Raw genomic sequence first — 21,615 nt, forward strand, 5'->3', positions numbered from 1 at the left:
ATGATGCAAACCGACCGCAGCCACCAGGCCACCCGCCTCGACGCCATCACCGGGCGCTACGACCCGGTGCTGCTGCTGTTGACGCTGGCCCTGGTCGGCCTCGGCGTGGTGATGGTGGCCTCGAGCTCGATCGCGATCGCGGAAGGGCTCGACGTCGGCCCGTTCCACTTCCTGGTGCGCCACGTGGTCTTCCTGGGCATCGGCGGCGGCCTGGCCTGGGCGCTGATGCGGGTCGAGCTCAAGCTGGTCGAGAAGTACAGCCACCTGCTGCTGGCGCTGTGCTTCGTGCTGCTGCTGATGGTTTTCCTGCCCGGCATCGGCCACACGGTCAACGGCGCCCAGCGCTGGCTCAACCTCGGCGTCTCGAAGTTCCAGGCGGTCGAGGCGGTGAAGCTGATGTTCATCATCTGGCTCGCCAGCTACCTGGTGCGCTACCGCGACGAGATCGCCCAGCAGTGGATGGCGCTGATCAAGCCGCTGGCCATGGCCAGCGTGATCGTCATGCTGCTCCTGCTGCAGCCGGACTTCGGTTCGGCCGCGCTGATGCTGGCGATCACCGGCGGCATGGTCTGGCTGGGCGGCGCGCGCATCCGCAACCTGGTGATCCCGGCGCTGGTGGCGCTGCCGCTGCTGGCCCTGGTCGCGATCGCCGAGCCTTACCGCGTGCGTCGCCTGACCTCGTTCCGCGATCCGTGGGCGGATCCGTTCAACGACGGCTTCCAGCTGACGCAGGCGCTGATCGCGATCGGCCGCGGCGAGTGGTTCGGCGTCGGCCTGGGCGGCAGCGTGCAGAAGCTCTTCTACCTGCCCGAGGCGCACACAGACTTCATCTTCTCGGTGACCGCGGAGGAGCTGGGCTTCGTCGGCTCGTTCGGCATCATCGCGCTGTTCGCGGCCTTCACCTGGCGCGCCTTCGACATCGGCTTCCGCGCGGTGAACATGCGCCGCCACTTCGCCGGCTTCTGCGCCTTCGGCGTCGGGCTGTGGGTGAGCCTGCAGTCCTTCGTCTCGATCGGCGTGAACCTGGGCCTGCTGCCGACCAAGGGCCTGACCCTGCCGCTGATCTCGTCCGGCGGCTCGAGCGTGCTGACCACCTGCATGGCCATCGGCCTGCTGCTGCGCGTGAGCTACGAGCTCGACCGCGCCGAGCGCCAGGTGGCGCGCCTGCGCAGCGGCGACGGCCTGCCCGAGCCGGGCGAGCCGGCGCCGGATGCCGCGCTGCCGCCGCAGTCGCCCGCCGCGCTGGCGCCGGCCGTGGGTCCGCGCGGCTCGCGACACCGCATCGAACCGAAGTTCGGAGCCGTCGCATGAGCGGCCCCGTGCTGATCCTGGCCGGCGGTACCGGCGGCCACATCTTCCCGGGCCTGGCCGTGGCGCAGGCGCTGCGCGCGCGCGACGTGCCGGTGCTCTGGCTTGGCGCCGCGGGCGGCATGGAAACGCGGCTCGTGCCGCAGGCCGGCGTGGCGCTGGAAACCATCGCCATCGGTGGCCTGCGCGGCAAGGGCGCGATGACCCTGCTCAAGGCGCCGTTCGTGCTGGCGCGCGCCTGCTTGCAGGCGCTTTCCGTGCTTCGGCGCGCCAAGCCGCGCGCCGTGGTCAGCTTCGGCGGCTACGCGGCCGGCCCGGGTGGCCTGTGCGCCTGGCTGCTGCGCCGCCCGCTGCTGGTGCATGAACAGAACCGCGCCCCCGGCCTGACCAACCGCGTGCTGGCGCGCGTGGCGCGCCGCGTGCTGTGCGGCTTCCCGGGCAGCTTCCCGGGCCGCGACACCGTCGACGTCGGCAACCCGGTGCGTCCCGCGATCGCCGCGGTGCCGGCGCCGGCCGAGCGATTCGCCGGCCGCAGCGGTCCGGTGCGCCTGCTGGTGCTCGGCGGCAGCCAGGGCGCCTACGCGCTGAACAAAGCGCTGCCGGCCCTGCTTGCGAAGCTTCCGGCCGAACAGCGGCCGACGGTGCGCCACCAGTGCGGCGAGCGCCACGCCGAGGCCTCGCGCCAGGTGTACGCGCAGGCCGGCGTCGCCGCCAGCGTCGAGCCGTTCATCGCCGACATGGCCGAGGCCTATGCCTGGGCCGACCTGGTCGTCTGCCGCGCCGGTGCGCTGACGGTGGCCGAGCTCTGCGCCGCCGGCGTGGGCTCGCTGCTGGTGCCGTTCCCGAAGGCGGTGGACGACCACCAGACCCGCAACGCCGAATTCCTGGTCGAGCGCGGCGCCGCGCGCCTGCTGCCGGAAGGCGAGGGCTTCGACGCACGCCTGCTCGACGCGCTGTCCACGCTGCTCGCCGACGCGCCTGCGCGGCTGGCGATGGCGCAGGCTGCGCGCGCCGCCGCCCGTCCCGACGCCGCCGAGCGCGTCGCCGACCTCGTGCTGCAGGAGGCCCGCGCATGATCCGTCGCCGCCTGCAGGAATCCGGCGACCTGGCCCGCGCCTTCCCGCGCGTGCACTTCATCGGCATCGGTGGCGTCGGCATGAGCGGCATCGCCGAAGTGCTGGTGACGCTGGGCTACCAGGTCTCGGGCTCGGACCAGAACGATTCGGCCGCCACCCGCCGCCTGCTGGCGCTGGGCGCCGCGATCCACCGCGGCCACGCCGCCGGCAACATCGCCGGCGCCGACGTGGTGGTGGTGTCGAGCGCGATCCGCGCCGACAACCCGGAGCTGGTCGCCGCCCGCGCCGAGCGCATCCCGGTGGTGCCGCGCGCGGAGATGCTGGCCGAGCTGATGCGCTTCAAGCGCGGCATCGCGATCGCCGGCACCCACGGCAAGACCACCACCACCTCGCTGGTCGCCAGCGTGCTCAGCGAAGGCGGCCTCGATCCGACCTTCGTGATCGGCGGCCAGCTGCTGTCGGCCGGCGCCAATGCCCGCCTCGGCGGCGGCCAGTGGCTGGTGGCCGAGGCCGACGAGAGCGACGGCAGCTTCCTGCGCCTGAACCCGCTGGTGGCCGTGGTCACCAACATCGACGCCGACCACCTCGAGAACTACGGCGGCGACTTCGAGCGCGTCAAGGCGGCCTTCAACGAATTCCTGCACCGCCTGCCGTTCTACGGCCTGGCCGTGCTGTGCGTGGACGACGCCGAAGTGGCCGCGCTGGCCGCGGAGACGCCGCGCCACCTGGTCAGCTACGGCATCGACCAGCCGGCCGACGTGTTCGCCCGCGACGTGCGCCAGGACGGCGCCTGCATGCGCTTCACCCTGCACCTGCCGGAGAGCGCGCCGCAGGCCGTGACGCTGAACCTGCCGGGCCGCCACAACGTGCTCAATGCGCTGGCCGCGGCTGCCATCGGCTGGCAGCTGGGCGTCGAGCCCGCTGCGATCGCGGCGGCGCTGGAGAAGTTCCAGGGCATCGGCCGCCGCTTCAACCTCAAGGGCGAGCTCGACTTCGGCCGTGGCAAGGCGCTGCTGGTGGACGACTACGGCCACCATCCCAAGGAACTGGAAGCGGTGTTCGCCGCCGCGCGCGGCGGTTGGCCGCAGCGCCGCCTGGTGGTGGCCTTCCAGCCGCACCGCTACAGCCGCACCCGCGACCTGTTCGACGATTTCGCCGCGGTGCTGTCCAGCGCCGACGCGGTGCTGCTCACCGACGTGTACCCGGCGGGCGAGCCGCCGATCGCCGGCGCCGATGCCAAGGCGCTGGCGCGCGCGATCCGCGCCCGCGGCCGCATCGACCCGGTGCTGGCCGGCGCCGCGCGCGAGCTGCCGGGTGTGCTCGCCGACGTGCTGCACGACGGCGACCTGCTGCTGGTGATGGGCGCGGGCGACATCGGCCACGTCGCCGCCGACCTGGCCCTGCATGGTTTGAATGGAGAAACCAAGGCATGACGCCGATCCCCGCCCCGCGCGTGAACGATCCCAAGGCCTTCGGCCGCGTCGCCGTGCTGATGGGCGGCACCAGCGCCGAGCGCGAGGTGTCGCTCGAATCCGGCCGCAACGTGCTCGAGGCGCTGCGCGCCCGCGGCGTCGACGCGCAGCCGGTGGACGGCATCCCGGCCCTGCTCGAGGCGCTGCTGGCCAAGCGCTTCGACCGCGTGTTCAACATCCTGCACGGCAACAAGGGCGGCGGTGAAGACGGCACCCTGCAGGGCCTGCTCGAGGCGCTGCGCGTGCCCTACACCGGCTCGGGCGTGCTGGGTTCGGCGCTGGGCATGGACAAGATCCGCACCAAGCAGGTCTGGCTGTCGCTGGGCCTGCCGACGCCGCGCTACGCGCGCCTGGCGCCGGGCGCCGATGTGGTCGAGGCCGCCCGCGCGCTGGGCCTGCCGGTGATCGTCAAGCCGTCCTGCGAAGGCTCGAGCGTCGGCGTCTCGCGCGTGTTCGACGAGGCCGGCCTGGCCGCCGCGGTCGACCTGGCCGCGCGCTACCCGGGCGAACTGCTGATGGAGCAGATGATCGTCGGCGGCGAGTACACGGTCGGCATCCTCGGCGACGTGGCCCTGCCGAGCATCCGCATCGTGCCGGCCGGCGAGTACTACGACTACCACGCCAAGTACGTGGCCGAGGACACCCAGTACCTGTGCCCGGGCCTGGACGGCGAGGCCGAAGCCGCGATCCGTTCGCTCGCGTTGTCGGCATTCCGCGCCGCCGGCTGCACCGGCTGGGGCCGCGTCGACGTGATGCGCGACGCCGCCGGGAACAACTACCTGCTCGAAGTGAACACCGCGCCGGGCATGACCAGCCACTCGCTGGTGCCCAAGGCCGCCGGCCAGGTCGGCATCGGCTTCGAGGAACTGTGCTGGCGCGTGCTCGAGACCAGCCTGCCGCCGGGGGACGCGACGCCGTGAACGCCCTGCTGCGCGTCATCGCCTGGACCCTGGCCATCGCCCTCGTGGCGCTGCCGGTGGTCGCCGTGCTCAACGGCTGGATCGCCGGCGAGCGCTGGCCGATGCGCAAGCTGGCGGTGACCGGTGAGTTCGCCCAGGTGGACGAGGCGGCGGTGCGCGAGGCGGTGCTGCCGCTGGTGCAGCGCGGCTTCTTCGCGGTGGACCTGGACCAGGTGCGCGACGCCGTCGCCGGCCTGCCCTGGGTGGAGCGGGTGGAGGTGCGCAAGCGCTGGCCGGACAGGCTGGAAGTGAGCCTGACCGAACACACGCCGGTGGCGCGCTGGCCCGACGGCCGCCTGCTGTCCGAGGAAGGCAAGCTGTTCGCGGCGCCCGAGGGTGCCGGCGCCGGCCTGCCGCTGTTCGAGGGCCCCGAAGGCCGCGCCAGCGAGCTGATGTCCTTCCACAGCCTGGCCCGCCCGCTGTTCCTCACCGTCGGCGCCAAGGTCGAATCGGTGCAGCTCAGCGCGCGCGGCAGCTGGAGCCTGGAGCTCGACGACGGCACCGCGGTCGAAGCCGGCCGCGGCGACCCGCAGGCGCGCCTGGCCCGCTTCGCGCGCCTGCTGCCGAAGCTGCGCGACAACGACCCGCGCGTGCTCGTGCGCGCCGACCTCCGCTACACCAACGGCTTCACCTTGGTCTGGGGCGATCCGCCGCCGGCCACCCCGAACGACACGGAGGCGACGCCCGGCGACGCCCCCGCCGGCACGCAGGAAGGAAACGCATGAACCGCAAAGGCGACAAGTCGCTGATCGTCGGCCTCGACATCGGCACCTCCAAGGTCACCGCCCTGGTGGGTGAATACTCGCCCGGCCACGAGATCGAGGTGATCGGCATCGGCTCGCACGAGTCGCGCGGCATGAAGCGCGGCGTGGTGGTGGACATCGAGTCCACCGTGCAGTCGATCCAGCGCGCGGTGGAAGAGGCCGAGCTGATGGCCGGCTGCGAAATCCGCTCCGTCTACGCCTCGATCACCGGCAGCCACACCCAGTGCCGCAACTCGCCGGGCATCGTGCCGGTGGCCGGCGGCGAAGTGACCTATGCCGACCTCGACCGCGTGCTCGAGGCCGCCAAGGCCGTCGCCGTGCCGGCCGACCAGAAGATCCTGCACGCCATCGCGCAGGAATACATCGTCGACAACTCGCAGGAAGGCATCCGCAACCCGGTGGGCATGAGCGGCGTGCGCCTGGAAGTGCGCGCGCACCTGGTCACCGGCGCCCAGTCGGCCGCCAGCAACGTCATGAAGTGCGTGCAGCGCTGCGGCCTGCAGGTGGACGACCTGATCCTGAGCTCGCTGGCCTCCAGCACCGCGGTGCTGACCACCGACGAGAAGGAGCTGGGCGTGGTGCTGGTGGACATCGGCGCCGGCACCACCGACATCGCGGTGTTCGTGCAGGGCGCGATTCGTCATTCCGCCTCGCTGCCGATCGCCGGCGACCAGGTCACCAACGACATCGCCCACCTGCTGCGCACGCCCACGCCCGAGGCCGAGCAGATCAAGGTGCGCTACGCCTGCGCGCTGGCCCAGCTGGCCACCGCCGAGGAATCGATCCAGGTGCCGAGCGTGGGCGACCGCCCGCCGCGTCGCCTGGCCCGGCAGGCGCTGGCCGAGGCGGTGCAGAACCGCTACGAGGAAATCTTCGAGATGGTGCAGGCCGAACTGCGCCGCTCCGGCTTCGAGGAGCTGGTGCGCGCCGGCCTGGTGCTCACCGGCGGCGCCTCCCGCATGGAAGGCGTGGTCGAACTCGCGGAAGAAATGCTGCACATGCCGGTGCGGGTGGGGATTCCCCAGCACGTCTCCGGCCTGGGCGAAGTGGTGGGCAACCCGGTGCACGCCACCGGCGTCGGCCTGCTGCTGTGGGGCAGCCTGCTGGAACACCCGCGCCGCCCGACGCTGTCGGCGGGCAAGGCGGGCACGGTTTGGACGAAGTTCAAGAACTGGTATCGCGGTGAGTTCTGAACGTCGTCATTGAGGTAGCGGCAAACGCAACGAACAAGAAAACACAAACCCCTGGATTCGAATCACGGAGGACGCGGACATGGCACATTTTGAACTGATCGAGAAGTTGGCACCCAATGCGGTAATCAAGGTCATCGGCGTCGGCGGCGGCGGTGGCAACGCCGTGGCGCACATGGTCAACGCGGGCGTGGAGGGCGTGGAGTTCATCACCGCCAACACCGACGCGCAGGCGATCAAGCAGTGCGGCGCCAAGCTGCAGCTGCAGCTCGGCGGCAACGTCACCAAGGGCCTGGGCGCCGGCGCCAACCCCGAGGTCGGCCGCCAGGCCGCGCTCGAGGACCGCGAGCGCATCGTCGAGGCGCTGGAAGGCGCCGACATGGTGTTCATCACCGCCGGCATGGGCGGCGGCACCGGCACGGGCGCCGCCCCGGTCGTGGCGCAGCTGGCCAAGGAGCTGGGCATCCTGACCGTCGCGGTCATCACCAAGCCGTTCCCGTTCGAGGGCCGCCGCCGCATGCAGGTGGCGCTCAAGGGCATCGAGGAGCTGAGCCACCACTGCGACTCGCTCATCACCATCCCGAACGAAAAGCTGATCACCGTGCTCGGCCGCCAGGCCACCATGGTGCAGGCCTTCCGCGCCGCCAACGACGTGCTGCTGGGCGCCGTGAAGGGCATCGCCGACCTGATCGTCAGCCCGGGCCTGATCAACGTCGACTTCGCCGACGTCCGCACCGTCATGTCCGAAATGGGCCTGGCGATGATGGGCACCGGCGTGGCCCGCGGCGACGACCGCGCCCAGGCCGCCGCCGAGGCCGCGATCTCCAACCCGCTGCTCGACGAGGTGAACCTGTCCGGCGCCAACGGCGTGCTGGTCAACATCACCGCCGGCCCGGACTTCACCATGGCCGAGTTCGACGAGATCGGCCGCACCATCGAGGACTTCGCCTCCGAGGACGCCACCGTCGTCATCGGCACCTCGCTGGACCCGGACATGCAGGACGAAGTGCGCGTCACCGTGGTGGCCACCGGCCTCAACCGCGGCGTCGTGCGCCAGGCCGCCCCGCGCGCCCCGGAGAAGGAGGTCTACCGCGCCCCGGTCAAGCTGGTGCGCAACGCCAGCACCGGCCAGGTCGACTACGACGCGATGGCCAACGTGACCGCGGCCCCGCCGCAGGCCCACGGCCACATGGGCCTGCGCGCCAGCCGCTCGGCCGAGCCGGCGTCGGCCGCGACCAGCGCGCTGTCGGACTTCCCGACCGACCACAGCTACCTGGACATCCCGGCCTTCCTGCGTCGCCAGGCCGACTGAGTCGAAAGGCGGCCGGCCGCCCGCGCCCGACCAGGCGTGGCGGTGCGGTTCGCAGCCGGCCGGCCAGGAAGGCCGCGTCCGGTCAGGGTCTGGTCCCGCTTGCGGGGTTAGGCCTGCTGTCCCCAGGGGGTCAGGAAACCTTGGCCCGCCGGCCCTGCCGGCGGGTCCTTTTCCGGCCGATGAGGGCAGGGATGGGTCCAAAAGTGTGAACCAGCCCACATTTGTTGCTGAAATGGGACGCTGGGAATAATGTTAGGTTTTCGTTCATTGCGCCCTGTGCTATGGTTCGAGCGGTTTTGCGCGCTCCTCCCGGAGAACGCCACAAAAATGATCAGACAAAGAACCCTCAAGAACGTCATCCGCGCCACCGGCGTCGGCCTGCACAGCGGCGAAAAGGTCTACATGACCTTGCGCCCGGCTGCGCCCGATACGGGCATCGTTTTCCGGCGCGTTGACTTCGAATCGCCGGTCGAGATCCACGCCAAGGCGGAAAAGGTCGGCGACACCAGCCTCTGCACCGCGCTGGTCGAGGGCAACACCCGCGTCATGACGATCGAGCACCTGCTGTCGGCCATGGCCGGCCTGGGCATCGACAACGCCTACGTGGACCTGTCCACGGCCGAAGTGCCGATCATGGACGGCTCCGCCGGTCCCTTCGTGTTCCTGCTGCAGTCCGCGGGCATCGAGGAGCAGGCCAAGGCCAAGCGCTTCATCCGCATCCTCAAGCCGATCAAGGTCGAGGACGGCGACAAGTGGGCCCGCTTCGAGCCGTTCGAGGGCTTCAAGGTCGGCTTCACCATCGATTTCCAGCACCCCATCTTCAACAAGTCGACCTCCAGCACCGAGATCGACTTCTCGACCACCTCCTTCGTCAAGGAAGTGAGCCGGGCCCGTACCTTCGGCTTCATGAAGGACATCGAGTTCCTGCGCGAGCGCAACCTGGCGCTGGGCGGCTCGATGGACAACGCCATCGTCCTGGACGACTACCGCGTGCTCAACGAGGACGGCCTGCGCTACGAGGACGAGTTCGTGAAGCACAAGATCCTCGACGCCATCGGCGACCTCTACCTGCTGGGCCACAGCCTGATCGGCGCCTTCTACGGCTACAAGTCCGGCCACGCGCTCAACAACCAGCTGCTCCGCACCCTCCTGGCCGACACCTCGGCCTGGGAAGAGGTCACCTTCGAAGATCCGGCCCTGGCGCCGATCTCCTACGCCCACCCCGCCCAGGCGGTGTAAGGCGGCTGTCATCCCGCGGTAGCGGAATGAGACAGGGGTCACAAAGTTTGACCCCCATTTAACGTCTGGTTAACGACTCGACCCCGAGGCCGGGGCATCATGCCCCGTCGGTGCCTGACCGGGACGACGAGGCCAGCCGCAGAAGCTGTGCCCGCAGTTCCGGATCCGAAACCGATTGGGCGGTGGCCCGCAGTGAATCGCGGACTGCCTCGGAGAGTGGACGGGCGGTACCGGTCCCCGTGGGGACGGGCAACACCGGAGCAGACACTTTCACCACGAGCGACCGGCCCCTGAGGCCAGCCGCGGCCGCCGCGTCCAGCAGGGCGTCGGCATGCAGCCGCAGCTTGGCCTTCCAGACCGGCGCGCTCACCAGGAATACCAAGTGCTTGTCATCCACGTTGGCCAGCTTGCATTGGCCGGCCAAGGTGGCGGGGAGACTCTGGCGCAGCAATGGATCCAGCGTGGCCAACCATTTGGCGCGCTCGACCACGTTGGCCAGCCCGGAACCAGCCAGCGCCTCGAGCGCGAGCGGGGGAAGGGCAGGCGACGACGCGGCGCCGCGGACACGGGTTTTAGGTGGTTCAGACATGATGAATGTCATCATCGCAGCAAAATTCCTCCGGGCGCCAAAAAAACTGGCGTTCGACCAACCGAAGGTCGCGGGCATCGCACTGGGCGCCATCGCGCTCGTGCTGGCCACCGCCTTCGGGCTGGGCTACCTGGCCCGCGGCGCCAACGGCGCGGCCCTCCAGGAAATCGCCCGCATGCAGTCCCAGCTCGACGCCCAGGCGCTCGAGCTCGCCCAGGCCCGCGAAGAGGCCCAGCGCGAGGTCAACGCCATCGCCGCCCGCGTCGGTGAACTCCAGGCCCAGGCCAACCGCCTCAACGCCCTCGGCGACCGCCTGACCCGCGTCGGCAAGCTCAAGGACGGCGAATTCAACTTCGGCGAACTGCCCGGCCAGGGCGGCGGCGAGACCGCCGGCGACATCGCCGCCGGCGACCTGCTCGCCAGCCTCGACCAGCTGCAGTCGCAGTTCGACCATTCCGGCCGCCAGCTCGACGTGCTCGAGGCCCTGCTGTTCGACCAGGACGTCGACGCCAAGCGCACGCCGTCCGGCATGCCGGCCCCCGGCTACATCGTCTCGGGCTACGGCAGCCGCAACGATCCCTTCGGCCGCGGCCGCGCCCACCACATGGGCATCGACATCGATGCCAACGGCGGCGACCCGATCACCTCCGCCGCCGACGGCGTGGTCAGCTACTCCGGCTGGCGCAACGGCTACGGCAACACCATCGAGATCGACCACGGCAACGGCTTCAAGACCCTGTACGCGCACAACGCCGCGAACCTGGTGAAGTCCGGCGACGTGGTGCGCGCCGGCCAGCTGATCGGCAAGGTCGGCTCCACCGGCCGCTCCACCGGTTCGCACCTGCACTTCGAGATCAAGCTCGACGGTCGCCAGGTCAACCCGCGCCAGTACCTGGACCGGGTCCGCGGCTGAGCGTCGCGGGCGGGCTTGATAGTCCCGACCCCGTCCCCAAGTTAGACTAGACGGCCGCGACGCCCCCCGAGGGCTGCCGCGGCCGTTTCGTTTCGCGCCCCGCGCGGTCCTTTCCCTTACCGGTTTTCCCCATGCTCAACAGCTTGCTCACCCGCATCTTCGGCAGCCGCAACGATCGACTGCTGCGCCAGTTCCAGAAGAACGTCGCCGCGATCAACGCCCTGGAGCCCGAGCTGGAGCGTCTCAACGACGCCGCCCTCAAGCGCAAGACCGAGGAATTCCGCGAGCGGGTCGCCAACGGCGCCAGCCTCGACTCCCTGCTGGTCGAAGCCTTCGCCGTCTGCCGCGAGGCCTCGCGCCGCGCCCTCGGCCTGCGCCACTACGACGTGCAGCTGATCGGCGGCATGGTGCTGCATTCCGGCCGCATCGCCGAAATGCGCACCGGCGAAGGCAAGACCCTGGTCGCCACCCTGGCGGTGTACCTCAATGCGCTGGCCGGCAAGGGCGTGCACGTGGTCACCGTCAACGACTACCTGGCCAAGCGCGACTCGGCCTGGATGGGCAGGCTCTACAACTTCCTCGGCCTGACCGTGGGCGTCGTGTACCCGGGCATGCCGCATTCGGACAAGAAGGGCGCCTACGCCGCCGACATCACCTACGGCACCAACAACGAATACGGCTTCGACTACCTGCGCGACAACATGGCGCTGTCCAAGGACGACCGCTTCCAGCGAGGCCAGTTCTTCGCCATCGTCGACGAGGTCGACTCGATCCTGATCGACGAGGCCCGCACCCCGCTGATCATCTCCGGCCCGGCCGACGATTCCCCGGAGCTGTACGTCAAGACCAACCGCATCGTCCCGCACCTGGTGCGCCAGGAGAAGGAAGACGGCGAGGGCGACTACTTCGTCGACGAGAAGGGCAAGCAGGCCCACCTCTCCGAGCAGGGCATGGTCCGCGCCGAGGAACTGCTGCGCAATGCCGGCATCATCGGCGAGGACGACACGCTGTACTCGGGCAACAACCTGGCGGTGGTGCACCACCTCAACGCCGCGCTGCGCGCGCATGCGCTGTTCCAGCGCGACGTGGACTACATCGTCCGCGACGGCGAGGTCATCATCGTCGATGAATTCACAGGCCGCACGCTGGCCGGCCGCCGCTGGTCCGACGGCCTGCACCAGGCCATCGAGGCCAAGGAAGGCGTGCCGATCCAGCGCGAGAACCAGACGCTGGCCTCGATCACCTTCCAGAACTACTTCCGCATGTACGGCAAGCTGGCCGGCATGACCGGCACGGCCGACACCGAGGCCTACGAGTTCCAGACCATCTACGGCCTGGAAGTGGTGGTGATCCCGACCCACCGCCCGATGGTGCGCAAGGACCACGCCGACCTCGTCTACCTGGCGCGCCCGGCGAAGTACGACGCCGTCATCGAGGACATCAAGGACTGCTACGGCCGCGGCCAGCCGGTGCTGGTCGGCACCACGTCCATCGAGACCTCCGAGCTGCTGTCGAACCAGCTCAAGAAGTCCGGCATCCCGCACGAGGTGCTCAACGCCAAGCAGCACGAGCGCGAGGCGCAGATCGTCGCCGACGCCGGCAAGCCCAAGGCCGTCACCATCGCCACCAACATGGCCGGCCGCGGCACCGACATCGTGCTCGGCGGTTCGCTCGAGTCCGAGCTGCACAAGCTGGGCGAAGAGGCCAGCGAGGCCGACAAGGCCCGCGCCAAGGCCGAGTGGCAGAAGCGCCACGACGAAGTGAAGGCCCTCGGTGGCCTGCACATCATCGGCACCGAGCGCCACGAGAGCCGCCGCATTGACAACCAGCTGCGCGGCCGCGCCGGCCGCCAGGGCGACCCGGGCTCGTCCCGCTTCTACCTGTCGCTCGAAGACAACCTGATGCGCATCTTCGCCGCCGACTGGGTGCAGCGCGCCATGCGCGGCATGGGCATGAAGGAGAACGACGTCATCGAGTCGGGCCTGGTGACCAAGCAGATCCAGAACGCCCAGCGCAAGGTCGAGGCCCACAACTTCGACATCCGCAAGAACCTGCTCGACTTCGACGACGTCGCCAACGACCAGCGCAAGGTGATCTACCAGCAGCGCAACGAGCTGCTCGAGTCCGACTCGGTGGAAGACGCCATCGTCTCGATCCGCGAGGACGTGGTCACCGAGATCGTGCGCCGCCACGTGCCGGCCGAATCGATCGACGAGCAGTGGGACCTGCCGGGCCTCGAGCGCGCGCTGTCCGACGAGTTCGGCCTCGAGGTCGACCTGCAGGGCCCGGCCGCCGCCGAGTCCGAGATCGACGACGAGCGCATCCTCGACCTGGCCCAGCAGGCGGCCACCCGCCTGTTCGAGGCCAAGCAGGCCCAGCTGGGCCCCGAGATGATGCGCAGCCTAGAGAAGCACCTGATGCTCAACGTGCTCGACCAGAACTGGAAGGAGCACCTGGCCCGCATGGATTACCTGCGCCAGGGCATCCACCTGCGCGGCTTCGCGCAGAAGCAGCCCAAGCAGGAGTACAAGCGCGAGAGCTTCGAGCTGTTCGGCGACATGCTGGCCAAGGTGAAGCTGGAAGTGGTGTCTCTGCTGGCCCGCGTGCGGGTCCGCAACGAGGAGGAGGTCGCGGCCATGGAAGCCGCCGAGCGCCAGCGCCTGGCCGCCAAGTCGCAGCAGATGCAGTTCCAGCATCCCGAGACCGGCGGCTACGGCGCGGACGAGGAAGCCGCGCAGGCGCAGGCCCTGGCCGCCCGCGGCGAAGGCGTGCTGGCCACCCCGACCCTGCGCGACGAGCCCAAGGTGGGCCGCAACGATCCCTGCCCCTGCGGCAGCGGCAAGAAGTACAAGCAGTGCCACGGGCGCCTGGAGTGACCCCGGCGCATGCCCGGCGACCGACCTAAACCCCCGGTGCACGTGGTCGCGGCCGTCCTCCGGGACGCCCGCGGCCGGATCCTGCTGGCCCGCCGCACCGCGGGCCGCGACCTGGCCGGTGCCTGGGAGTTCCCCGGCGGCAAGGTCGAGCCCGGCGAAACGGCGCTGCAGGCGCTCGATCGCGAGCTCCGGGAAGAGCTGGGCATCCGCATCGGCCCGGCGCGGCCGCTGGTGTCGGTGCCGCAGGCCTATCCCGGCAAGCGCATCGTGCTCGACGTCTACGAGGTCGACCAGTTCGAGGGCACCGCCCGCGGCCTGGAGCGCCAGGCCCTGGCCTGGGCGCCTGCGGAGAAGCTGGCCAGCTATCCGATGCCGCCCGCGGACCGCCCGGTGGTGGCCGCGCTGACCGCCGCCGATCGCTACCTCATCACCCCCGAGCCCACCGATCGCCCCGGCTTCCTGTCGAAGTTGGACAAGGCCCTGGCGGCCGGCGCGCGCCGCATCCAGTTGCGGGCGCGGGCGATGGCTGCGGCCGACCTCGCCATTCTGGCCCGCGACGCCCAGATCCGCTGCCGCGCCAAGGGCGCCCAGCTGCTGCTCAACGGCGAGCCCGGGCTCGCCGCGGATCTCGGGCTGGGCCTGCACCTGCGTTCGGCCCAGCTGATGGCCCTGTCCGCGCGTCCGGTGCTGGCCGAGGGCCAGCCGGTGGCGGCGTCCTGCCACGATGCAGACGAGCTGGCGCAGGCCGAGCGCCTCGGCCTCGATTTCGTGGTGCTGGGGCCCGTGCGCGCCACCGAGTCCCATCCCGGTGTGGCGCCCATGGGCTGGGAGAAGTTCGCCGCGCTGCGCGAAGGCGTCTCGCTGCCGATTTACGCCCTGGGCGGCATGAAGCCCGCCGACGTGGCCGTGGCGCGCCGGCACGGCGGGCAGGGCGTGGCGGGGGTCCGCGGGCTTTGGCCCAAGTAAGGCTTCGGGCCTGAAGGCCCTCCTACACGAGCCGCTGTAGTAGGGCCTTCAGGCCCGAAGCTTTTCCGCCAGGTCCAAATAGCGCGGATGCAGCTTCGCCACCGCCGCCACCAGGTCATCGACCGGGCCGTCGTTCACGATCACGTCGTCCGCGATCGCCAGGCGCTGTTCGCGGCTGGCCTGGGCCGCCACCATGCGGCCGGCCAGCGCCGCCTCGAGTTGGTCGCGCTGCATCAGCCGGGCCTGCTGGACCGCGCGGGGCACGTCCACCACCAGGATGCGGTCCAGCCACGGGTAGCTGTCGCGGCCCCCGCCTTCGGCCAGCAAGGGAATGGCCACCACGGCATAGGCGCCGGGCGCGGCGGCGCAGGCGGCCTTGAGCCACGTGCGGATACGGGGGTGCAGCAGGGCCTCGAGGTCGCGCTTGGCGGCGGGGTCGGAAAACACCCGGCGCCGCATCGCGGCGCGGTCGAGCTGGCCGTCGGGCAGCAGGCTGTCGGCGCCGAAGCGTGCCGCGATCTCCTTCAGCGCCGGCTGGCCGACCGCCACGACTTCCCGGGCGGCGATGTCGGCATCCACCACGGCCACGCCCAGGGCCTCGAAGGCGCGCGTGGCCTCGGACTTGCCGGACGCCACGCCACCGGTCACGGCGACCAGGGTCGCGGCCATGGGCTCAGTTCAGGCCCGAAATATCGCGATAGGCCTGGATGAGCTGGGCGCCCCAGAGCAGCTGTACCCAGCCGGCCGCCGCGAGGTAGGGGCCGAACGGGATCGGCGTGGCCCGGTCGGCGCCGCGCCAGGTGATCCAGAGCGTGCCGACCACCGCGCCGATCAGCGACGAGATCAGCACGATCGGCAGGATGGCGGTGGCGCCGCACCAGGCGCCCAGGGCCGCCAGCAGCTTGAAGTCGCCGTAGCCCATGCCCTCCTTGCCGGTCAGCCACTTGAACAGCTTGTACACCGTCCAGAGGCTCAGGTAGCCGGCCATGGCGCCGAAGATGGCCTGGCTGGGCGAGGTGAACAGGGTGACCGTGGACAGGCCGAGGCCGATCCACAGCAGGCTCAGCGTGAGCTGGTCCGGCAGCAGGGTGGTGCGCAGGTCGATGCCGGCCAGGGCCACGAGGAAGCCGGTGAACACCATCGCGGCGAGCGCCTCGGGCGTGGCGCCAAAGCGCCAGACGCAGGCAGCGAACAGCAGGCCCGTGACCAGCTCGACCACCGGGTACTGGATCGAAATCGCGCCGCCGCAGCCGCGGCAGCGGCCCCGCAGCGCCAGCCAGCTCAGCACCGGGATGTTTTCCCAGGGCGCCAGCTTGTGGCCGCATTTCGGGCAGGCGGAGCGCTGGACGACGATGCCGGGCGGGGCGGGCTCGTAGGGCTCGGGCAGCTCCAGCATCTCGCGGCTGGTCTTGCGCCATTCCCATTCCAGCCAGGGCGGCAGCCGCAGGATGACGACGTTGAGGAAGCTGCCCACCAGCAGCCCGAAGACGAGGGCGAGGCCGAGCGCGAGGCCCGGCGTGGCCTGGATCAAATCGAGCATCGGGTCAGCCGACGGTCGCGGCCAGCTTGAAGATCGGCAGGTACATGCCAATGACCATGCCGCCGACCAGCACGCCGATCACCACCATGATGAAGGGCTCGATCAGGCTGGCGAGCGCATCCACGGAGTTGTTCACTTCCTGCTCGTAGAACTCGGCGACCTTGAGCAGCATGGTGTCGAGCGCGCCGGCCTCTTCACCGATGGCGGTCATCTGCACCACCATGTGCGGGAAGATGTTGACCTGCTTCATGGCGACGTTGAGCTGGTAGCCCACGGACACGTCGTCGCGGATGCGCTTGACGGCCTCGTTGTAGACGATCGAGCCGGTGGCGCCGCCGACCGTTTCCAGCGCCTCCACCAGCGGCACGCCGGCCTTGAAGGTCAGGGCCAGGGTGCGGGCGAAGCGGGCGATGGCCGACTGGTGCAGGATCATGCCGATCACCGGCAGCTTCAGCATCAGGCGGTCGACGTTGCGCTCCAGCGTCGCCGAGCGCTTGTAGATGAACAGGAAGCCGAACACCGAGCCCGCCACGATGGCAAGCACTGCCCACCACCAGGCCGTGAGGAAGCGCGAGGCGTTGACGATCATCTGGGTGAAGGCGGGCAGGTCGGCGCCGAAGCCCTTGAACACGTCCTCGAACTGCGGCACCACGTAGATCAGCAGGATGGCGCTGACCAGGATCGCCACCGCGATCACGGCCGCGGGGTAGAACAGCGCCTTCTTGATCTTGCCCTTCAGGGCCTCGGTGCGCTCCTTGTAGGTGGCGACCGTGTCCAGGACGGTATCGAGCACGCCGGCGCCTTCGCCGGCGCGGGTGAGGTTTCGGTACAGCGAGTCGAACTGCACCGGGTGGCGCGCCATGGCCTCGCTGAGCGAGCTGCCGCCGGCGATGGAGTCGCGGATGTCGAGCAGCATGTCGCGCATGCGCTGGTTCTTCTGGCCACCGGCCAGGATTTCGAAGCTCTGCACCATCGGCACGCCGGCCTGCAGCATGGTGGCGATCTGGCGGCTGAAGACCGAGATCTCCTGCGGCGTGATGGCCTTGCCGGCATTGCCGAACAGCGGCTTGGACTTGGTGCGCACCACCGTGGGGTTGATGCCCTGCTTGCGCAGCTCCGCCTTCAGCAGGTTGGCGTTCTTGGACGTGGTCTCGCCCTTCATCTTGACACCGCGCTTGTCGGTGCCCTCCCAGATGAACTGCTCCATCGCGTTGGTGCGCTGGGCGGGGGTTTTGGCAGCGGTCGTCGCCATGGCTTAGTCCTTCGTGACGCGGTTGATTTCGGCCAGGCTGGTGACTCCCTGCCGGGCCTTGAAGAGGGCGGACTGCCGCAGGTCGCGGACGCCGGCTTCCTGAGCGGCCTGGGCGATCTGCAGGGCATTGCCGCCCTCGAGGATGATGGACTGGATGTTCTCGGCCATCGGCATCACCTGGTAGATGCCGACGCGGCCCTTGTAGCCTTCATTGCAGTCCTCGCAGCCACCGGGCTCGAACAGGGTGACGCCGGCCTTGATGTCCTCGTGCGTGAAGCCCTCGGCCAGCAGGGCGTTCTCCGGCAGGTGGATGGGCTTCTTGCAGGCATCGTGCAGCCGGCGCGCCAGGCGCTGGGCGATGATGATGGTGACCGACGAGGTGATGTTGTAGGGCGCGATGCCCATGTTCATCAGGCGCGAGACGGTCTGCGGGGCATCGTTGGTGTGCAGGGTGGACAGCACCAGGTGGCCCGTCTGGGCCGCCTTGACCGCGATCTCCGCGGTCTCGAGGTCGCGGATCTCGCCGACCATGATCACGTCGGGGTCCTGGCGCAGGAAGCTGCGCAGGGCCGCGGCGAAGGTCATGCCCTTCTTGACGTTCATCTGCACCTGGTTGATGCCCGGGACGCGGATTTCGACCGGGTCCTCGGCGGTGGAGATGTTGCGCTCCTCGGTGTTGAGGATGTTCAGGCCGGTGTACAGCGACACCGTCTTGCCCGAGCCGGTGGGGCCGGTGACCAGGATCATGCCGTAGGGCTTGGCCAGCGCGTCGAGGTAGAGCTGCTTCTGGTCTTCCTCGTAGCCGAGCTTGTCGATGCCCAGCTTGGCCGCGCTGCCGTCGAGCAGGCGGAGCACCACCTTCTCGCCGAACAGCGTGGGGCAGGTGGACACGCGGAAGTCCATCTGCTTGGTCTTGGAGATGTTGAGCTTGATGCGGCCGTCCTGCGGCAGGCGGCGCTCGGCGATGTCGAGCTGGGCCATGACCTTCAGGCGCGCGGTGATGCGCGGGTGCAGCTTCACCGGGGCCTTGGCCACGCCGCGCAGGATGCCGTCCATGCGCAGGCGGACGCGGAACTCGGTTTCGTAGGGTTCGAAATGGATGTCCGAGGCACCGCGCTTGATGGCGTCGAGCAGCACCTTGTTGACGAAGCGGACCACCGGGGTGTCGTCGCCGCCCTTGGCATCGGCGATGCCGTCGTTGCCGTCATCGTCGCCGCCGGTGGACTCGAGGTTCTCCAGCCCCTCGTCGTCGCCCATGCTGTCGCCCATGCTGTCGGAGGCGGTCAGCGCCTGCTCGATGCTGCGGCGGAGCTTGTCCTCGTCGACCAGGATGGGCTCGACGGTGAGGTTGGCGGCGAACTTGATCTCGTCCAGCGCCCGGGTGTTGGTGGGGTCGGCGATGCCCACGAACAGGCGGTTGCCGCGCTTGAACAGCGGCAGCGCCTGGTGCTTGGTGATCAGCTCTTCGCTGACGAGCTTGGTGGCGGCCTGGTTGAGGTCGAGCGCGGCGCTGTCGAACAGCGGCATGCCGAACTCGACGGCATTGGCCCCGGCGATGTGGGCGCTGGTGACCAGCTTCTTCTCGAGCAGGTAGAGGTGGATGGGCCGCTTCTGCTTGCTGGCCTCGTCCAGGGCCTTGCGCGCGTCGGCCTCGCCCAGGACGCCGTCCAGCACGAGGCGCCGGGCAATGCCGGTGATACCCACCAGGTTGGCGGTCGCGTTGGCGTTCACTCTGCTCCCCAGAGACGCGCTAGTCGCCCAACTGTACCCGAAAACCGGCCGCTGGCCAGCCTCTTGCGGGACATTGTTCGCGTGAAGGGCCGGGAGGCGGCGGCGGGTGGCGGCGGGTTCCGGGGCATGGGGCGGGGCCGGGAATGGGAGGGCTGCCTGAGCAACGGAAAGATGGCCCGCCCGCGGACACGCCCGGCGGCGAGGGGGTGCGCGCATTGGCCGGGGCGCGGCCGTCGGGCCGGGTCGGCGCCAAAAAAAACCCCGGCCGAAGCCGGGGTTCTTCTTTTGCATCCCCCGCGGCAAGCCGCGGGGGATCGTGGTGCCTACGTTACGGAGCGGTGCAGCCGCCCGGCAGGTACGCGGCCTTCCAGGTGCCCGGACGGTTGGTCACGGTGCAGGTCCAGTTGCCATCAGCCAGACGGTTCAGGTTGACGATGGCGCCGTTGACGCGCGGGTTGCCGATCAGGGTGCAGGTGAGAGCACCGTTCTGCGAGCCGTCCGGGTTCGGCGCAAGAACGCCCTGCGCGCCGCAGCGGGCGGTGGCGCCGGCCAGGCCCATGTTCGCCGCGATGTAGTAGCCGTTCGGCTGGCCTTCGTTCACGCCGACTTCGTACGCGGTCTTCGCGCCGGTGATCTCGGACAGGCCGGTGGTGACCTGCGAGCGGGCGATGTAGTCCTGATACGCCGGCAGCGCGATGGCGGCCAGGATGGCGATGATCGCGACCACGATCATCAGCTCGATCAGGGTGAAGCCTTTCTGGATGTTCTTCATGGTGTAACCCCTAGGGTGGTTTGTGATTGTCACGTGCTGGAACGGTGGAACCTTCCGTGGCTTGCCGTGCCAAGGCACGTGCGGTAACGGTGATGCATCTTCTGTGCCAGTCCCCTCTGGCCGGGCACAGGCCGGAATATAGGCACAGAGTTCAACGCAAGACCAGCCGTTTCTGGGACACGCCGCAAGGTATTTTTCGACTTGTCAGAAAGTGACGCGGAGCGTCAGTTCGTGACAGCGGGATAGTGTGACTGCCATCACACTCGGCGCCGCACTCACTCCATTCCGAGCTTCTTGAGCTTGTAGCGCAGCGCCCGGAACGTGATGCCCAGCGCCGCCGCCGTCTTGGTCTTGTTGTAGCGGTTCGCCTCCAGCGCCTTCTGGATCGTCTCGCGCTCCATCTGCTCGATCGCATCCGGCAGCGGCGTGCCGTCCGGGCCGAAGGCGGTGGGCGAGGGGGGCGCGATGGTGCGCAGCGGGGCGTCGGCTTCGTGGCCGATCAGGCTGTCCACCTGCGGCAGATAAAGGTCGGCGACCTCGATGCGCTGGCCTTCGCACAGCGCGACGGCGCGCTCGAGGACGTTCTCCAGCTCGCGCACGTTGCCCGGGAAGGGGTAGGCGGCCAGCGCCGCCTCGGCCTCCTCGGACAGCGCGGGCAGGGCGTCGGCCTGCTCGCCGGCGAGGCGCTTGAGGATGGCGGCCGAGATCACGGGGATGTCCTCGCGGCGCTGGCGCAGCGGCGGCACGGCGAGTTCGATCACGTTGATGCGGTAGTAGAGGTCCTGGCGGAACTTGCCCTCCTCCACCAGCCTGGCGAGGTTCTTGTGCGTGGCCGAGAGGATGCGCACGTCCACCGGCAGCTCGGCCGGCGCGCCCACGGGCCGCACGCACTTCTCCTGGATCACGCGCAGCAGCTTCACCTGCATGTGCAGCGGCAGCTCGGCCACTTCGTCCAGGAACAGGGTGCCGCCGTTCGCGGCCTGGAACAGGCCTTCCTTGTCGGCGTGGGCGCCGGTGAAGCTGCCCTTCTTGTGGCCGAACAGTTCGCTTTCCATCAGCTCCGACGGGATCGCGCCGCAGTTCACCGGCACGAAGGTGCCGGCGGCGCGCGAGCCCTGCTCGTGGATCAGCCGCGCCACCAGCTCCTTGCCCACGCCGGATTCGCCGCTGATGTAGACCGGCGCCTGGCTGCGGGCCACGCGGCCGATGGTCTGCCGCAGCTGCTGCATGCGCGGCGAGTCGCCGATCAGGCGGTTGCTGGCGGGCGTGGCGCTGCGGCGCTGTTCGTTGAGGTCGAGCGCGTGCTGCACCAGCCGGCGCAGCACCGAGAGGTCCACCGGCTTGGTGACGAAATCAAACGCGCCGGCCTTGAGTGCCTGCACCGCGGCCTCGACGTTGCCGAAGGCGGTGATCATGGCCACCGGCGTGTCGGGATAGCGCTGGGCGATGTGCTCGATCAGGTCCTGGCCCGAGCCGTCCGGCAGGCGCATGTCGGTCAGGCACAGGTCGTAGCTGCCCTGGGCGAGCTGGGCGCGTGCGCTCGACAGGTCGGCCGCCGTGTCCACCCGCAGGCCCATCCGGCCCAGGGTCAGGACCAACAGCTCCCGGATGTCGCGTTCATCATCGACCACGAGGGCGCTGCGGGGGGTCGTCATC

Annotated in this window: 18 protein-coding genes; 11 read left to right on the forward strand and 7 right to left on the reverse strand. The window is 69.8% G+C overall.

All coding sequences use genetic code 11. The features are described from left to right. The 8 genes from ftsW (at position 1) to lpxC (ending at position 9,320) form a co-directional block, all read left to right on the forward strand. Positions 1–1,311 carry a putative lipid II flippase FtsW gene (gene ftsW, locus N787_RS03395; RefSeq protein ID WP_245593951.1) on the forward strand — a complete coding sequence of 437 codons (1,311 nt, stop codon included), beginning with the start codon at positions 1–3 and terminating at the stop codon, positions 1,309–1,311. Then, positions 1,308–2,384, forward strand: coding sequence for an undecaprenyldiphospho-muramoylpentapeptide beta-N-acetylglucosaminyltransferase (murG, locus tag N787_RS03400; RefSeq protein ID WP_034210812.1), 1,077 nt, complete (start codon positions 1,308–1,310; stop codon positions 2,382–2,384). The genes ftsW and murG overlap by 4 nt, the downstream gene beginning before the upstream one ends. Beyond that, positions 2,381–3,817: a UDP-N-acetylmuramate--L-alanine ligase gene (gene murC / locus N787_RS03405; protein ID WP_425387841.1), complete on the forward strand. Its 1,437-nt coding sequence runs from the start codon at positions 2,381–2,383 to the stop codon at positions 3,815–3,817. Before murG ends, murC begins: the two co-directional genes overlap by 4 nt. After that, entirely contained in the window at positions 3,814–4,776 is a 963-nt protein-coding gene (locus N787_RS03410) for a D-alanine--D-alanine ligase (RefSeq protein WP_034210814.1), read from the forward strand. Before murC ends, N787_RS03410 begins: the two co-directional genes overlap by 4 nt. Next, positions 4,773–5,540, forward strand: coding sequence for a cell division protein FtsQ/DivIB (locus N787_RS03415; RefSeq protein WP_052575090.1), 768 nt, complete (start codon positions 4,773–4,775; stop codon positions 5,538–5,540). The genes N787_RS03410 and N787_RS03415 overlap by 4 nt, the downstream gene beginning before the upstream one ends. Beyond that, positions 5,537–6,772 carry a cell division protein FtsA gene (gene ftsA, locus N787_RS03420; RefSeq protein WP_034210816.1) on the forward strand — a complete coding sequence of 412 codons (1,236 nt, stop codon included), beginning with the start codon at positions 5,537–5,539 and terminating at the stop codon, positions 6,770–6,772. The genes N787_RS03415 and ftsA overlap by 4 nt, the downstream gene beginning before the upstream one ends. Before the next feature lie 79 nt (positions 6,773–6,851). Next, complete coding sequence (gene ftsZ, locus N787_RS03425) at positions 6,852–8,081, forward strand: cell division protein FtsZ (RefSeq protein WP_034210818.1); 1,230 nt, start codon at positions 6,852–6,854, stop codon at positions 8,079–8,081. Between the two features lie 327 nt (positions 8,082–8,408). Continuing rightward, entirely contained in the window at positions 8,409–9,320 is a 912-nt protein-coding gene (gene lpxC, locus N787_RS03430; RefSeq protein WP_034210819.1) for a UDP-3-O-acyl-N-acetylglucosamine deacetylase, read from the forward strand. A gap of 97 nt (positions 9,321–9,417) precedes the next feature. Here the strand turns inward: lpxC and N787_RS03435 are convergent, their stop codons facing one another. Beyond that, a complete protein-coding gene (locus N787_RS03435; protein ID WP_169742276.1) occupies positions 9,418–9,924 on the reverse strand; it encodes a DciA family protein in 507 nt (168 codons plus the stop codon). Here N787_RS03435 and N787_RS03440 point away from each other — a divergent pair. The 3 genes from N787_RS03440 to N787_RS03450 all read left to right on the forward strand — a co-directional run bounded on the left by N787_RS03440 (position 9,908) and on the right by N787_RS03450 (position 14,664). Continuing rightward, positions 9,908–10,822, forward strand: a complete 915-nt coding sequence (locus N787_RS03440; protein ID WP_034210821.1) for a M23 family metallopeptidase — start codon at positions 9,908–9,910, stop codon at positions 10,820–10,822. The two genes, N787_RS03435 and N787_RS03440, sit on opposite strands and share 17 nt — an antisense overlap. 131 nt (positions 10,823–10,953) lie before the next feature. Beyond that, on the forward strand, positions 10,954–13,698 hold the full coding sequence (secA, locus tag N787_RS03445) for a preprotein translocase subunit SecA (protein ID WP_034210822.1): 2,745 nt from the start codon (positions 10,954–10,956) through the stop codon (positions 13,696–13,698). 9 nt (positions 13,699–13,707) lie between these two features. Then, the gene (locus N787_RS03450) at positions 13,708–14,664 is read left to right on the forward strand and encodes a Nudix family hydrolase (RefSeq protein WP_034210824.1); all 957 of its coding nucleotides are present in this window, start codon (positions 13,708–13,710) and stop codon (positions 14,662–14,664) included. 48 nt (positions 14,665–14,712) lie between these two features. Here the strand turns inward: N787_RS03450 and coaE are convergent, their stop codons facing one another. From coaE to N787_RS03480, 6 genes are all read right to left on the reverse strand, one after another. Continuing rightward, positions 14,713–15,333, reverse strand: coding sequence for a dephospho-CoA kinase (coaE, locus tag N787_RS03455; RefSeq protein ID WP_034210826.1), 621 nt, complete (start codon positions 15,331–15,333; stop codon positions 14,713–14,715). Positions 15,334–15,337: 4 nt separating this feature from the next. Beyond that, positions 15,338–16,204, reverse strand: coding sequence for a prepilin peptidase (locus N787_RS03460; RefSeq protein WP_034210828.1), 867 nt, complete (start codon positions 16,202–16,204; stop codon positions 15,338–15,340). A gap of 4 nt (positions 16,205–16,208) precedes the next feature. Next, positions 16,209–17,456 carry a type II secretion system F family protein gene (locus N787_RS03465; protein WP_034210830.1) on the reverse strand — a complete coding sequence of 416 codons (1,248 nt, stop codon included), beginning with the start codon at positions 17,454–17,456 and terminating at the stop codon, positions 16,209–16,211. Between the two features lie 3 nt (positions 17,457–17,459). Further along, entirely contained in the window at positions 17,460–19,187 is a 1,728-nt protein-coding gene (pilB, locus tag N787_RS03470) for a type IV-A pilus assembly ATPase PilB (RefSeq protein WP_034210832.1), read from the reverse strand. A 328-nt stretch (positions 19,188–19,515) separates the two neighbouring features. Next, entirely contained in the window at positions 19,516–19,959 is a 444-nt protein-coding gene (locus N787_RS03475) for a pilin (protein ID WP_034210834.1), read from the reverse strand. Between the two features lie 275 nt (positions 19,960–20,234). Next, positions 20,235–21,614: a sigma-54-dependent transcriptional regulator gene (locus N787_RS03480; RefSeq protein WP_034210837.1), complete on the reverse strand. Its 1,380-nt coding sequence runs from the start codon at positions 21,612–21,614 to the stop codon at positions 20,235–20,237. Position 21,615: the final 1 nt, after the last annotated feature.

Source organism: Arenimonas metalli CF5-1 (assembly GCF_000747155.1).
Taxonomy (GTDB): domain Bacteria; phylum Pseudomonadota; class Gammaproteobacteria; order Xanthomonadales; family Xanthomonadaceae; genus Arenimonas; species Arenimonas metalli.

Bases quoted from the DNA above. Each gene is read 5' to 3' on its own strand.
- ftsW (WP_245593951.1), top strand. From the start codon at position 1: ATGATGCAAACCGACCGCAGCCACCAGGCCACCCGCCTCGACGCCATC.
- murG (WP_034210812.1), top strand. From the start codon at position 1,308: ATGAGCGGCCCCGTGCTGATCCTGGCCGGCGGTACCGGCGGCCACATC.
- murC (WP_425387841.1), top strand. From the start codon at position 2,381: ATGATCCGTCGCCGCCTGCAGGAATCCGGCGACCTGGCCCGCGCCTTC.
- N787_RS03410 (WP_034210814.1), top strand. From the start codon at position 3,814: ATGACGCCGATCCCCGCCCCGCGCGTGAACGATCCCAAGGCCTTCGGC.
- ftsA (WP_034210816.1), top strand. From the start codon at position 5,537: ATGAACCGCAAAGGCGACAAGTCGCTGATCGTCGGCCTCGACATCGGC.
- ftsZ (WP_034210818.1), top strand. From the start codon at position 6,852: ATGGCACATTTTGAACTGATCGAGAAGTTGGCACCCAATGCGGTAATC.
- lpxC (WP_034210819.1), top strand. From the start codon at position 8,409: ATGATCAGACAAAGAACCCTCAAGAACGTCATCCGCGCCACCGGCGTC.
- N787_RS03440 (WP_034210821.1), top strand. From the start codon at position 9,908: ATGATGAATGTCATCATCGCAGCAAAATTCCTCCGGGCGCCAAAAAAA.
- N787_RS03435 (WP_169742276.1), bottom strand. From the start codon at position 9,924: ATGATGACATTCATCATGTCTGAACCACCTAAAACCCGTGTCCGCGGC.
- secA (WP_034210822.1), top strand. From the start codon at position 10,954: ATGCTCAACAGCTTGCTCACCCGCATCTTCGGCAGCCGCAACGATCGA.
- N787_RS03450 (WP_034210824.1), top strand. From the start codon at position 13,708: ATGCCCGGCGACCGACCTAAACCCCCGGTGCACGTGGTCGCGGCCGTC.
- coaE (WP_034210826.1), bottom strand. From the start codon at position 15,333: ATGGCCGCGACCCTGGTCGCCGTGACCGGTGGCGTGGCGTCCGGCAAG.
- N787_RS03460 (WP_034210828.1), bottom strand. From the start codon at position 16,204: ATGCTCGATTTGATCCAGGCCACGCCGGGCCTCGCGCTCGGCCTCGCC.
- N787_RS03465 (WP_034210830.1), bottom strand. From the start codon at position 17,456: ATGGCGACGACCGCTGCCAAAACCCCCGCCCAGCGCACCAACGCGATG.
- N787_RS03475 (WP_034210834.1), bottom strand. From the start codon at position 19,959: ATGAAGAACATCCAGAAAGGCTTCACCCTGATCGAGCTGATGATCGTG.
- N787_RS03480 (WP_034210837.1), bottom strand. From the start codon at position 21,614: ATGACGACCCCCCGCAGCGCCCTCGTGGTCGATGATGAACGCGACATC.